Here is a 13,409-nt window from a genome sequence, read left to right as displayed (position 1 = left end):
GGCGAGGACCGCGTACCCCGGGCTCGGGCCGCCCCGGGCGGCGTCGACCGCGTCACAGCTCCCCCAGCATCGCCAGCGCCCGGCGCGCCACCTCCCGCCCGATCGGCAGGGAGGCCGTGGCCGCCGGGGACGGCGCGTTCAGCACGTGGACGGCGCGGGGCGCCTCGTGGATCAGGAAGTCGTCCACCAGGGTGCCGTCGCGCAGTACCGCCTGGGCCCGTACGCCCGGGGCCGCGCGCACCAGGTCGCGGCTCTCCACCGCCGGCAGCAGTCGGCGCACCGCGTCCACGAACGCCGGTTTCGACACCGACCGGCGCAGCTCGCCCGCGCCGTAGCGCCAGTGCCGGCGGGCCAGCGCCCGCGCGCCGGGCCACGCCAGCGTCCCGGCCAGCTCCCGGGGGCGTACGACGCTCCAGCCGTACCCCTCGCGGGCCAGCGCGGGGACCGCGTTCGGGCCGACGTGGACGCCGCCGTCGATGCCCTTCGTCAGATGGACCCCGAGGAAGGGGAACGCCGGGTCAGGCACTGGATACACCAGGCCCCGCACCAGCTCGGGCCGGGCCAGTTCGTAGTACTCCCCGCGGAACGGCACGATCCGCACCCCGGGGTCGTCCCCGGTCAGCCGGGCCACCTCGTCGCAGTACAGGCCGGCGCAGTTCACCATCACCCGCGCCCGTACGACGTCGCCGCCCGAGGTGAGCACGGCGACCCCGCGCTCCGGGCGCCGGTCCACGCGCACGACCCGCGAGCCGTACCGGATCTCGGCGCCGGACGCGTGGGCCAGCGTCCGGGCGACGCTGGTGAAGTCGCACACGCCCGTCGTCCCGACGTGGATCGCCGCGAGCCCGCGGACCAGCGGCTCGTGCTCCATGATCTGCGCGGGGCCCAGCTCCCGCACCGGGATCCCGTTCTCCCGGCCGCGCTGCACCAGGGCGTGCAGCCGGGGCAGCTCCGCGCGGTCCGTGGCGACGATCAGCTTGCCGGTGACGGCGTGGGCGACGCCGTACTCGGCGCAGAACTTCACCATCTCCGCGGCGCCCCGCACCGCGTACCGCGCCTTCAGGGAACCGGGCCGGTAGTAGATCCCGCTGTGGATGACGCCGCTGTTGCGTCCCGTCTGGTGCCGGGCGGGACCGGGCTCCTTCTCCAGGACCGTCACCGCCGTGCCCGGCGCGGCGCGCGTGATCGCATACGCCGTCGCCAGACCGACGATCCCACCGCCGACCACCAGCACGTCACAGTCGTACGCAACCTCGGGCACCCGCACCACCTCCCACCTCGATAGTGCACTGCGCCACTGACAACGCGTTGAAACGTCGGGGAGTGCCGCGCCGCCGAGGGGATCGGGCGGGGTTACGCCGGGGCGACCAGCAGGGGCCGGGCCCGCTCGCGCAGCTCCACCACCTGTGGCTCGTCGCCGTACGGCTCCAGCCGGTGCAGCAGGTCCTTGACGTACTCCGTCGTCCGCGCCGACGAGATCCGCCCGGCGACCTCCACGGCCCGCACGCCCTGCTCGCACGCCGCGTCCAGGTTGCCCGACTCCAGCTCGGCGACCGCCGAGACGACCAGGCGCAGCCCGTGCGAGCGCACGTACTCCTCCGTCGGCTTCGACAGCGCCTGCTCGGTGAAGCGGCGGACCTGGCGCGGTGCCTTCAGGTCGCGGTAGCACTCCGCGGCGTCGGCGGCGAAGCGGTCGTAGGAGTAGAAGCCGAGCCAGGACGGGTCGTGGTCGCCGTCACGGGCGCGCTCCAGCCAGCCCTCGGACGCGCGCAGCGCCCCGCCGGCCGCCTGCGCGTCACCGGCGCGCGCGTGCGCGCGTGCCTCGACGAGGCGGAAGAAGCTCATGGTGCGGGCGGTGGCCAGGCCCCGGTTGCGCTCCAGGGCGGCCTGCGCGAGGTCGACGCCCTCGTCGCCGAAGCCGCGGTACGTCGCCTGGAGCGACATGGACGCCAGCACATAGCCGCCCAGCGGGACGTCCGCCGCCGCGCGCGCGAGGCGCAGCGCCTGGATGTAGTAGCGCTGCGCGGCCTCCTGCTGGCCGGTGTCGAAGGCCATCCAGCCCGCGAGCCGGGTGAGTTCGGCGCTGGCCCCGAACAGGGCGCGGCCGACCTCGTCGGAGTACGAGCCGAGCAGCAGCGGGGCCGCCTCCACGCGTAAACACTCGGGGACCATCGACGAACGCCAGTCGCCCCCGCCGTACTTGGAGTCCCACCGGCGCGCGTCCTCGGCGGCCTCCCGCAGCTTCTGCACATCGCTGTGGCCGACTTTGAGCGGTGCGCCGGAACTCTCGGAGGGGTTCGCGTCCCGGGCGACCGACGTGTCGGCGGGGGTTATCAGCCAGCGTGAGGCGGGTGTCGCGTAGGCGCTCACCGCGAAGGATCCGGCGAGCGACTGCCAGATGCCGCCGGAGCCGGCCCGGCGTCCGGCGAGGTCGAGACGGTACAGCTCGGTGGCCGAGCGCACCGCCTGTCCCACGTCTCTGGGGAAGGCCAGGCCGACCTCGGGCGCGGGATCGGCGTCCGCCAGGCCGATCTCGTGGAGCGGCACCGGGCGGCCGAGCTTCTGACCGATCGCGGCGGCGATGAGATGGGGCGCGGCACCCTGCGGCACCATGCCCTTCGACACCCAGCGCGCCACCGAGGTCTTGTCGTAGCGGAGCGTCAACCCGCGTTGTGCGCCGAGGTCGTTGACGCGCCGCGCGAGGCCCGCGTTGCTGATTCCCGCGAGGGCGAGAACGGCGCCGAGCTTCTCGTTCGGCCCGCGTTGCTCCCTGGACATGCGCCACCCCTCGACACAGACGGCTGTCGCGCTGGCATAACCACGCGGCATTCGTAAACCCAGCGTAGTTCGCCGGATCCCAAGCGTTAAGGGGCATTGTTCCGGATGGCGGGATTGTGGTCCGTACGGGAGTACGGACCTGCACGCACCGTGCACAAGGCGGCGCGTCGTGCCCCCGTCGTGTGTGGCCGTGCGCCCGTGCGTGCGCTCTACTCCGGCCATCCCGGGAGCGGTTGCATGGGTCCTGCGTGGGTCGGCCCGCTGCATTGGATCCAGCGGGCTGGGGGACACCGCCACCTACATCCCCGCGGGTGGCGGACCGGTCCGGGAGGTGATGCCCGCCTCCCGGACTGTGCGCGTTCCCATGCCGTCCGTGCACTGCGCAGAGCCTGTACGGAGCGTGCCCAAACCTGCTGAGGCTACGGCGAATTGGCCGAAAATCGTTCCCGCCTTCCACCGGCGATCACCGCTCCCACCACGCATGTTGAGGGCGCGAAGGGCGTTCTGGGGGAGTGAACCGGGGGCGCATTCGAGTCGGAGCCGGACGCCGATCACCGTGCCTCGTACGGCGGTTCGCGCCCCGCCAAGCGCGCAAGTTCGTCCGCGATCGACGGACCGAAGGCGGCGCCACCGCACCGCAGGGGCGCTTCCTTCATGGCAGCATGTGAACCGTTCGTACGGTGCACTGGTTGTCCACAGCCTGTGGAGGCGTCGATGCGGTGGTTGGTGGGGTGGAGCAGCGCCTCCGTCGGTGCCGCGCGGGCCGGGTCCGCCGGATACGTCGGCCACGCGGCCGGACACGACGGCGAGACCGTGCACCCCGTCGGCTCCCAACTCCTGTGGGGCGACCCCGATCCGCTCTGGGCGGTCGGTGACTGGCGGCCCGACGAGGTCCGCGTGGTGAAGGCCGACGCGCAGAACCGGATCGCCGTACTGGGCACCTGCGGCGCCTCCGACGAGGAGCTGCGGCTCGGCCTGGTCACCGCGCGCGGAGGGGCACTTCGGCATCTGACCGCCTGGCCGGGCAGCTACACGGCCATCGTCCAGGTGGGCCGCCGGATCACCGTCTGCGGCGATCTCGCGGGCGCCCGCCCGGTGTTCTACACCCCCTGGGCCGGCGGCACCGCCTACGCCACGGCCGCGCTCCCGCTCGCCGACCTCATCGAGGCCAGCCTCGACTTCGGCCACCTCGCGGCCCTGCTCGCCGCCCCCGACGTACCGGCCGCACTGCACGACTCCACCCCGTACGACGGCGTACGCAGGATCCCGCCCGGGCACGCGCTGGTGCTGCGCGCCGGAGCGCGCGAGATCGCCGGGTACGAGCCGGTCGCCTCCCTCGCGGTGGCGGCCGCCACGGCCGACCCCGACCGCGCCGTGGAGGCCGTGCGCGACGCGCTCGTGGAGGCGGTACGCACCCGCCTCGCCGCGCCCCGGCACGTCCCCGGCACCGACCTGGACCCCGGCCCGGTGCCCGGCATGGGCCCCGCCGAACGCCGCGCCGCGCGCGGGATGCCCGTCCCGGGGATCGGCGCCGACCTCTCCGGCGGCCCCGCCTCGGGCACGCTGGCCCTGCTGGCCGCGGGCCTGCCCGGCATGCCGGGCACCGTCCTCGGCCACGGCACGGGCGCGGGCGAGCGCCTGCTCGCGGTCACCTTCAACGACCTGGCCGTCGGCGGCCGCGAGGCCGAACTGGAGCGGGCGGGCGCGCTCGCGGCCAACCCCCGCCTGCACCATGTGGTGGTGACCGGCGGCGAGGACGTGCTGCCGTACGCCGAACTGGACGGCCCGCTCACGGACGAGCCCGGGCCCTCGCTCGTCGCCGCGGCACGCCACCGCGTGCGGCTCGCCGCGGGCAGCGCGGACCACTTCACGGGGTACGGCGCCCGGCAGGTCCTGGACGCCCACCCCGCCCGCCTCGCGGACCTGCTGATGGACCGCCAGCGCCGCCATCTGGTGCGCCCGGTCGCCGCCCTGGCCCGCGCCGACGGCTCGGTGCTGGTCCCCGCGCGCGTGTACGGCGCGGCACGGCGGCTCGCGCGCACGCCCTACCGGGCCGGTCTGGAGTCGCTCGCCGAACGCCTGCTGCACCGCCGCTTCGACGAGCCCGGCGGGGCGGCGGGCGCCTCCCTCGCCGCGCTCGCCTGGGCGAGACCGGGGCCTGCGGCCCGCTGGCTGACGGGGGAGGCACTGGCCGAAGTATCGGTTCTGCTGCAAGGGGCCGTGCACCGCGCCGGTGCGGGCACCGTCCAGCGCCCCGGCGACTACCGCGCGCGGGCCGCGCTGGCCCGGCACGCCGCCGATCTGCGCGTGCTGGAACAGGCCGCCGAAGTCCGCTCCCAGCGGCTGCACGCGCCCTTCCTCGACAACCAGGTCGTACGCGCCTGCCGCGCCCTGCCCGAGGCCCTGCGCATCCAGCCCGGCGCCCGCGGCGCCATCCTGCGCACGGTCCTGAGAGGCGCCGGCATCAGCGACCTCCCGCCCGGCTGGGGCACCCCCTCCCACGCCTCGTCGGCCGCCGCCGCCCGCACGGGTCTGCGCGTCGGCGTCGACCCGCTCATCTCCCTCTTCGCCACCCCCCTGCTGGCCGAGGCCGGCCTGGTCGAGGCCCGCGTGGTCCGCAAGGCCCTGCGCGCCGCGGCCGAGGGGGCGCCGCTGCCCCTGGACGGCCTCGCCGACCTGGTCTCCCTGGAGCTCTGGCTGCGCCGGCTGCTCGCCCGCCGGGGCACCTGCTGGAGCGGCACCCCGGCCCGCGCGCGGGCGGTGCCCGCCGGCATCGCACCCCGAAGGGGAGCGCTGGCCTCCGGCTGAGCGCCCCCGGACGCTCCCCTGCGCCCTACTGACAGGTGAACTTGGACTGCGCCCAGTCCGCGAGAGCCACGGAGTCGAAGGCGTTGTGCGGCTCCACCACCAGACGCACCGTCTTGCGCCCGGTCAGGTTCACATGGACCGGGACGGCCGCGTCCCCGCCCTTGACCATGCCCGAGTTCCACATCGGGACGCCGTCCGCGAAGACGGAGAAGTTCACCTTGCCGAGCCCCATGGTCGCGTCGTCGACACCGGCCATCGCGTCGTACGCGGTGCACGTGCGGTTGAGGTCGATCGTGACCGACGACTCGCCGTGGACGGTCACCCCGTGCGCGTACTGCCGGCCGCCGATGGACACGCTGGAGCGCTGCCACACCCAGCTGCTCTCACCGAGCCGCATCTCCGGCTCGCTGCCGTCCCCGGCCAGGTTGTATTTCAGCTCGCTCCACTTGTAGACGGCGGGCGGGGGAGCCGTCGTCGGGGCCGGCGGCGGCGTGGGCGTGGGCTTCGGCGGTGCCGGCTTCGGGGTGGGTGACGGCTTCGGAGTGGGTTTCGGCTTCGGCTTCGGCGGCGGGGTGGGCGACGGCTTCGGAGCCGGCTTGGCGACCACCGGCGCCGGGGGCGGCGGCGGGGGCGCCGGCTGCTTCGACGGGGGCGCGGGCGCCGGCGGCTCCGCCTGCACGGCGGGCGGGGGCGGGGACGGCTTGGCTGCCTCCTTGACCGGGTGGCTGTCGTTCACCAGGGCGAGCGCCAGCGCGGCGGCCGCCACCGCGACCACGCCTGCCGCGATACCGGCCTTCACCGGCGCGCCCAGCCCCTCCGAGGCGGCACCGCCGCCCGCGGCCCCGCCGGACGAGCCGCCGCTCGCCGCGGCCGCAGCACCTGCGGCGCCCACTCCGGCACCACCGGCGACGATCCCGAGCGCCTTGGCGTACCCGGCGACGCCGAACCAGCCGACCACCGCGACCGGGACGACGGCGGGGATGCCGCTCGCGACCTCCTCGATCTGGGCGGCCGCCAGCCGGCACCGGGCGCACTCCTCCAGGTGCTTGCGCAGCCCCCGTTCGGCGCGGATGCGCAGCTTGCGGCGCGCGTACGTGCCGAGCTGGTCGGCGTAGCGCGCGCACTCCTCGTCACCGGCGAGCGCGGCGCTGACGTGCGCCTGGAGATAGGCCTGTTTGAGGCCCTCGCGGGCCCGGCTGGCCAGCACGCGCGTGCCGTTGGCGTCGAGACCGAAGAGGGTGGCCACCTCGCTCGGCGACTCGTCCTCCACCTCGGTGTGCCACAGCACCGCCTGCCAGCGCTCGGGCAGCGAGCGGAACGCCTGCATCGCCATGGACTGCTCGGCCTCGTGCATGGCCCGCACATCGGCGCCCAGCTCGAGGGTGTCGTCGTCGGACACCTCGGAGGAACGCGCGGCCTGCGTGGCGAACACCGCGAAGTCGTCGACCAGTTGCTCGCGCCGGGCCGACTTGGTCCAGCTCGCGGCGACCCGCCGGACGGAGGTGAGCAGATAGGCGCGTACGGCGTGCTCGGGTCCCGAACCGCCGCGCACCGCCTGGAGCATGCGGGCGAAGACCTCGGCGGTGAGGTCGTCGGCGGTGTGGGCGTCCCGGCAGCAGGTGCGCGCGTACCGGCGCACGGCGTCGGCGTGGCGCCGGTACAGCTCCTCGTACGCGCTGTCCTCGCCCGCGCGCATCCGCTCGATCAACTGGCTGTCGCCGGGCGGCACATCGTGCGGCGGAGGCAGGACACTGCCCTCGCGCTGAGCGGGAACCCCGCCCTCGACCGCATCAGCGGCATCCGGTACGTCCGGCCGGCCACCCTGGCTCGGCACCTGCGGCGAGGTGAGTTCCCCGGCCTCGCCGTCCCCGTCACCGAAGGACTCGTCCCACCCGTCAACGCTCATCGCGGAAAGCCCCCGAAGCTTGCCCAATCCGGCCCGATCACCGGGTCAGGGTGCCATACCGGCTTTTCGCTGAGAGCCCCGCAGTGCGTATGTACCACTCATCCGGGGGGACTTGCCCACATCCGGTACTAGACATCACCCGAACGGGGAAGGCTCAACAGGCCTGCCCCGCCCTGTACTTGATCGACGACCGCTGCCCGGGACGGCAGCGGTACGGCCGCGATGTCAGGTCCGTCACGTCACGCCGGCCGGGAACGCAGCCCCGCCAGCAGGATGTCCAGCAGCCGAGCCGAGGCCGCCGCCTGCTGGGCCGCGTCCGGCAGCGAGGGCGCCCCCGTGGCGATCACCAGCAGGACGTCCGACACCGACACGTCGGACCGCAGCGCGCCCGCCGCGTGCGCCCGCGCCACGAGCCGGCCCACCACGTCGAGCAGCGCCGCCGCCCCCGTGTCGTCGTCCGCCACGGCCACCGGCTCCTCCGGAACCAGCCGCAGTTCACCGCCGCCCGGCTGCGTCCGCTGCTGCGGCACCCGCGCCTCGTCGGCCACGGCGCCCCCGCCCTCGTCCGCGACGCCGACCCGCAGCACCTGCGGCGGCAGCAGCCGCCCGGCACCCGAGGCCACCGACGTCCGCAGGAAGCGCGACAGCGCCGACCACGGCTCGTCCTCCTGGCCGAGCGCCGCACGCGCCTGCTCGGTCAGCCGCGCGGTCTCCTCCGCGGCTATCCGGCGGACCAGGACGTCCTTGCTCGGGAAGCGCCGGTACACCGTGCCGACACCGACCCGCGCACGCCGCGCCACGTCCTCCATCGGCGCGCCGTACCCGAGTTCACCGAAGACCTCGCGGGCCGCGCGCAGCACGTGCTCCAGATTGCGCTGGGCGTCCACCCGCAGCGGCGCCGTACGCGAGCCCTCCGTCCGGCCGCTCGCCGCCGCACCCCCGGGCGCGACCACGGAGGCCGATGACCACTGCGTGTCCTGAATATGCATATGTGTTCCCCCGGTTCATGACGTCTCCCCCCGGAGACTCCCCGCCACCGAATCCGGGGTGCGGGGAACTGGTTCTCGGACCGGGACCGCCCCTCGCGGACCCGTTCGGCCACATCCTCTGCACCCCGTCGTCACACGAACATAGTTGAGCCGGAGTCAATTCAGAAGGGGGAGGTTCCGCACAGAGCGCCCCCCGATCGGAGTACCGGCCATCTTCGCCCCGGTTGCTCCCTCTTGATCCCTTCCTCGCGCCCCCGCTGACCTGCTCGCTCCCGCCCCTCCCGGTGATCCGCCCGGCCCGGCCTCCGCACGGCTGACGGTCATACAAATTGCCGAGCCTGTGGACAAACACCGGCGCCGGGTGCGTCATGGGATGGTGAAGGAACGTGCGCGCATTCTCGTTGTCGGCGGCGGCTACGTCGGGATGTCCACCGCCCTGCGCCTGCAACAGCGGCTGAAACGGGAGATCCGGCGAGGTGAGGCCCAGGTCACGGTGGTCGCCCACGACGCCCGGATGACGTACCGGCCGCTCCTTGCCGAAGCGGCCGCCGGCTCGGTCTCCCCCCGCCACGTCGTCGTCCCGCTGCGCCGCGTCCTGGACCGGTGCCGGGTCGTCATCGGCGAGGTCACCGCCGTCGACCACGCCCGGCGCACCGCCACCCTCACCACCCCCGCCACCGGCGAGAAGAGCACCGGCGCACCCGCCCTCGCCTACGACGAACTCGTCCTCGCCCCGGACTCCGGCCGGCGCACCCCGCCCGTCCCCGGTCTGGCCGAGCACGGCATCGGCCTCACGACCGTCGAGGAGGCCATCGGGCTGCGCAACCACGTCATCGAGCAGATGGACATCGCCTCCTCCACACGCGACCCCGAGCTCCGCGACGCGGCCCTCACCTTCGTCTTCGTCGGAGGCGGCCGCACCGGGATCGAGGCGCTCGCCGCGCTGGAGGACATGGCCCGGCACGCCGCCCGCTCGTACCACAACATCCGGCCCCAGGACATGACTTGGATCCTCGTGGAGGCCTCCGGCCGCGCCCTGCCGGAGGCCGACGCGGACACCAGCCGCCGCGCCGTCGCCGAGCTGCGCGGCCGCAACATCCAGGTCGTCCTCGACACGCGCCTGGAGTCGTGCGCCGACCGCGTCGCCGTACTGAGCGACGGCCGCCGCGTGCCGGCCCGCACGATCGTCTGGACCGCCGGCGCCGGACCCCACCCCCTCCTCGCCGCCACCGGAATGCCGCTCGACGCGCGCGGACGCCTCGTCTGCACCTCCCGGCTGGCCGTCGAGGGCGTCGACCACGTGTGGGCCGCGGGCGACGCCGCCTCCGTCTCCGGGGTCACCGCCACCGGCTCCGGCGGAGAGACCGCCCGTCAGGCCAGGCTGCTCGGCGACAACATCGCCCACGCCCTGCGCGGCGAACCGCTGGAGACGTACGCGCACCGGCCGGCCGACGCGGTCGCCTCGCTCGGGCTGCACAAGGGCGTCGCGCGGCTCCACGGGCGCGGACTGACGGGCTACCCTGCCTGGTTCATGCACCGCGTCCAGCACCTCAGCAGGGTGCCCACCCTCCACCGCAAGGCCCGCGTGCTCGCCGAATGGACCCTGTCCGGCTTCTTCGAACGGGAGATCGTCTCCCTCGGGTCCCTCGAACATCCGCAGCCCGAGTTCGAACTCGCGCCCGGGGGAAAGCCTCCCCGCGGCCCCTCGGACAACCCGAAGGAGTCGTTCTGACCGGAGCGAGGAACTCCGCGGACCGCTCCCGGCGTCTGACGGATGTCGCTGCGGTCCTCCGCACTGCCACACTGCTCCACGACCTGGACGGGCACCCGCCGGTCCTCAGCACCCACGAGGCATTCCCCACTGTGAACTTCACGCGCTGGAGCGCCCGGCTCCCCGGAACGCAGCGCCGCGCCGCAGCGCGGACCGAGCACGCCGTCCCCTCGGACCGGCGGGGGGAAGGCTCCGTGCCCGCGGCCCGCGTCGAACGGCGGACGGACGGGTCAACGACCGGGACCGCGGTCGACGAGCTGCCCGCGCGCGAGGTCCTCGACCGCGTCCCGGCCCTCGTCGCCCTGCTGCACGGCCCCGACCACCGCGTCACGTACGTCAACGACGCCTATGTCGCCGCTTTCGGCACCCGAGCCCTGGGCGAACCGGCCCGCGACGCCCTCCCGGAGCTGGCCGAACTGGGCCTCATGCCCCTCCTCGACCAGGTCCTGCGCAGCGGCAGGTCCCGCACGCTCAAGTCCCGCAAGGCGCTCGACGGCCGCTCCTACACGTTCACCTGCACCCCCGTCGGCGAGGATGGCGACGCGGGCGTGCTCGTCTTCGCCGCCGACGTCACCGACCACGCCGAGGCCGCCGAGCGCCTGCGCGCCAGCGAGCGCCGCCAGCGCGAGACCGCGGTGACCCTCCAGCGCTCCCTGCTCCCGCAGGAGCTGGAACAGCCGGACGACCTGCGCATCGCCGCCACCTACCAGCCCGGTGGCACGGAGGCCGCGGTCGGCGGCGACTGGTACGACGTCATCACCCTGGGCGGCGGCCGCACCGCACTCGTCATTGGCGACGTGATGGGCCGGGGCGTGCGCGCCGCGGCCGTGATGGGCCAGCTCCGTACGGCGGTCCGCGCGTACGCCCGCCTCGACCTGCCCCCGCACGAGGTGCTCCAGCTCCTCGACGGCCTCGCCACCGAGATCGACGCCAACCAGATCGCCACGTGCGTGTACGCCGTCCACGACCCCAACGAGGGCCGGCTGATGTACGCCTCCGCCGGCCACCTTCCGATCCTGGTCCGCGACGAGAGCGGTACGGTGCTGCGCGCCGACGAGCCGACCGGGCCGCCGCTCGGCACCGGCGACTGGATGCACGCCTCGGGCTCGGTCCCCCTCACCCCCGGCTCCACGGCGGTCCTCTACACGGACGGCCTGGTCGAGCGCAGGAACGAGGACCTGGACGAGGGAATCGCCTCCCTGGAGCGCGCCCTGGCCGGTGCGACCGGCACGCCTCAGGTGGTCTGCGACCGCCTGGTCCGCTCGGCCGGCGTCACCGCCGACCACGACGACGACGTGGCGGTCCTGGTCCTGCAGCACCCCGCCCACAAGGGCGCCGACGGCGAGCTCTTCCGCAACGCCGCCCTGGAGCTCCTCGGCGGCGTGGAAGCCGCCCCGCGCGCGCGGGCGTTCGCCTCCGGCGTGCTGACGAGCTGGCGCTTCCCCGTCGAACTCCACGACCTGGGCGTCCTGGCCGCCAGCGAACTGGTCGCCAACTCCCTCCAGCACGGCACCCCGCCCATGCGCCTCAGACTCCGCCGCACCGACCGCCGACTGATCATCGAGGTCACGGACGGAGACGAGCACCTGCCGCGCCGCCGCAGCGCGGAACCGGGGGACGAGGCGGGCCGGGGCATCGCCATCGTCGCGACGATCGCCTCCAGCTGGGGATCACGCAGAACCCCGGAGGGCGGCAAAGCGGTGTGGTGCGAGTTCGCCCTGCCCCGCACCACCTAGCCGCACATATACGAAGACCTACCGAGTGGGGAGGCCTGCCGGGTGGAGGCCTACGCCTCCGCGGTCACCGGCTCCGAGGGCGCGGCGCCACCGCGCGCGACGATCCGCGTCCTCGCCGACCACGGCCGGTCCTGTTCGGCGGTGAGCCGGCGCCCCAGCCGCACCGCGAGCACGCTGATGCCCAGCGAGAACAGCACGAAGGTCACGATGTACGGCGCGTGCAGCGAGGCCCCCATCGGACCGCCCACCGCCGGCCCGAGCGCCAGTGCGAGCTGCTTCACCAGGGCGAAGGCCGAGTTGTACTGCCCCGCCTCACCCTCCGGTGCCAGGTCGGCGACCAGCGGGGCGACGGTCGGCGACAGCATCGCCTCACCGAGCCCGAACAGGGCGTACGTCGACACGAACGCGGCGGTCGCCATCTCCTGGCTGCCGTGGCCGAGCCCCGCGTACCCGGCCGCGACCCACGCGGCGGCCCAGAGCAGCCCGACGGCCGCGATGACCCGGGTCCGCCTGCGGCGCTCGACGAACCGCAGCACGGCGAACTGCGCGACCACGATCATCAGCGTGTTCGCCGCCAGCCCGGTCCCCAGTGTGGACGTGGAGACGCCCGCGGCCTCGACGCCGTACGCGCTCAGGCCCGACTCGAACTGTCCGTAACAGGCGAAGAACAGCACGAAGCCCAGTACGCACAGCTGCACCATGGCCCGGTTGCCCAGCATCCGCTTCCAGCCACCTCTGGCGGAGCCGGAGGGAGCCTCCTCGATGTGCGGCGCATGCGGCATCCGCACTGTCGACATCAGCACGATCAGCAGCAGGAACACCGCCGCCTCGATCGCGAACAGCAGAGTGAAGGAGGAGACGCGCGAGGTGTCGACGAGGTGACCGCCGATGAGGCCGCCCACGCCGAGCCCGAGGTTCTGCAGGAAGAACTGCATCGCGAACGACCGCGACCGCGTGTCGGAGGTCGAGCAGTCCACGATCATCGTCGCCAGCGCAGGCTGCATGACCGCCTGCCCCGCCCCGAGCAGCGCCGCGGTGATCAGGACGCTCCACGCCTGACCCGAGAGCCCCAGACCCAGGGCTCCCAGCGCGGACGCGACCAGGGCGGCGAGCAGCACCGGAAGCGGACCGCGCCGCACGATCGCGCGGCCGGCGAACGGCAGCACGATCAGCGCGGCCGCGGCGAAGACGGCGAGGACGAGCCCCGCCGTCATGGCTCCCAGTCCCCGCACCTGCGCCACATAGACGTACAGGTAGGGGACGGTGAAGCCGAGCCCGAACGCGCTGAGTGCGTTGCCCGCGTGGATCCGGCGCATCGCTGCGCCCATCTCCCTGGTCACGTTCACCTCTCTCTGGATCTCTGACTCTCTGGTGGCACGGCCCAGTGCTTAGGGCCGAAGACTTCGAACATAAACTTCAAC

General features: G+C 74.2%; 8 protein-coding genes. 3 read left to right on the top strand and 5 right to left on the bottom strand.

What is annotated here, in order from left to right; all coding sequences use genetic code 11:
• Nucleotides 1-52: 52 nt before the first annotated feature.
• Together lhgO and QFZ74_RS14845 are read right to left on the bottom strand one after the other, a co-directional pair.
• A complete protein-coding gene (lhgO, locus tag QFZ74_RS14850; protein WP_373462386.1) occupies nt 53-1,261 on the bottom strand; it encodes an L-2-hydroxyglutarate oxidase in 1,209 nt (402 codons plus the stop codon).
• A 92-nt stretch (nt 1,262-1,353) separates the two neighbouring features.
• Nucleotides 1,354-2,778 carry an MFS transporter gene (locus QFZ74_RS14845; protein ID WP_307621293.1) on the bottom strand — a complete coding sequence of 475 codons (1,425 nt, stop codon included), beginning with the start codon at nt 2,776-2,778 and terminating at the stop codon, nt 1,354-1,356.
• Between the two features lie 714 nt (nt 2,779-3,492).
• On the opposite strand from QFZ74_RS14845, the gene QFZ74_RS14840 reads away from it, so the two are divergent.
• Nucleotides 3,493-5,586, top strand: a complete 2,094-nt coding sequence (locus QFZ74_RS14840; RefSeq protein WP_307621292.1) for an asparagine synthase-related protein — start codon at nt 3,493-3,495, stop codon at nt 5,584-5,586.
• A gap of 25 nt (nt 5,587-5,611) precedes the next feature.
• Here QFZ74_RS14840 and QFZ74_RS14835 read toward each other — a convergent pair whose 3' ends face one another.
• Nucleotides 5,612-7,492, bottom strand: coding sequence for a sigma-70 family RNA polymerase sigma factor (locus QFZ74_RS14835; protein WP_307621291.1), 1,881 nt, complete (start codon nt 7,490-7,492; stop codon nt 5,612-5,614).
• A 239-nt stretch (nt 7,493-7,731) separates the two neighbouring features.
• Complete coding sequence (locus QFZ74_RS14830) at nt 7,732-8,481, bottom strand: TetR/AcrR family transcriptional regulator (RefSeq protein WP_307621290.1); 750 nt, start codon at nt 8,479-8,481, stop codon at nt 7,732-7,734.
• A 373-nt stretch (nt 8,482-8,854) separates the two neighbouring features.
• On the opposite strand from QFZ74_RS14830, the gene QFZ74_RS14825 reads away from it, so the two are divergent.
• Together QFZ74_RS14825 and QFZ74_RS14820 are read left to right on the top strand one after the other, a co-directional pair.
• On the top strand, nt 8,855-10,213 hold the full coding sequence (locus QFZ74_RS14825) for an NAD(P)/FAD-dependent oxidoreductase (RefSeq protein WP_307621289.1): 1,359 nt from the start codon (nt 8,855-8,857) through the stop codon (nt 10,211-10,213).
• A 131-nt stretch (nt 10,214-10,344) separates the two neighbouring features.
• Nucleotides 10,345-11,988, top strand: a complete 1,644-nt coding sequence (locus QFZ74_RS14820) for a SpoIIE family protein phosphatase (RefSeq protein WP_307621288.1) — start codon at nt 10,345-10,347, stop codon at nt 11,986-11,988.
• Between the two features lie 50 nt (nt 11,989-12,038).
• On the opposite strand, the gene QFZ74_RS14815 is transcribed toward QFZ74_RS14820, so the two are convergent.
• Entirely contained in the window at nt 12,039-13,316 is a 1,278-nt protein-coding gene (locus QFZ74_RS14815; protein ID WP_307624157.1) for an MFS transporter, read from the bottom strand.
• Between the last annotated feature and the right edge of the window lie 93 nt (nt 13,317-13,409).

Origin of the sequence: Streptomyces sp. V3I7 (assembly GCF_030817495.1) — a bacterium.
GTDB lineage: Bacteria > Actinomycetota > Actinomycetes > Streptomycetales > Streptomycetaceae > Streptomyces.
Note: the sequence above shows the minus strand (reverse complement) of the source record. Positions and strands in the feature narration are given on the sequence as shown.

Bases quoted from the DNA above. Each gene is read 5' to 3' on its own strand.
- QFZ74_RS14845 (WP_307621293.1), bottom strand. From the start codon at position 2,778: ATGTCCAGGGAGCAACGCGGGCCGAACGAGAAGCTCGGCGCCGTTCTC.
- QFZ74_RS14840 (WP_307621292.1), top strand. From the start codon at position 3,493: ATGCGGTGGTTGGTGGGGTGGAGCAGCGCCTCCGTCGGTGCCGCGCGG.
- QFZ74_RS14835 (WP_307621291.1), bottom strand. From the start codon at position 7,492: ATGAGCGTTGACGGGTGGGACGAGTCCTTCGGTGACGGGGACGGCGAG.
- QFZ74_RS14830 (WP_307621290.1), bottom strand. From the start codon at position 8,481: ATGCATATTCAGGACACGCAGTGGTCATCGGCCTCCGTGGTCGCGCCC.
- QFZ74_RS14825 (WP_307621289.1), top strand. From the start codon at position 8,855: ATGGTGAAGGAACGTGCGCGCATTCTCGTTGTCGGCGGCGGCTACGTC.
- QFZ74_RS14815 (WP_307624157.1), bottom strand. From the start codon at position 13,316: ATGGGCGCAGCGATGCGCCGGATCCACGCGGGCAACGCACTCAGCGCG.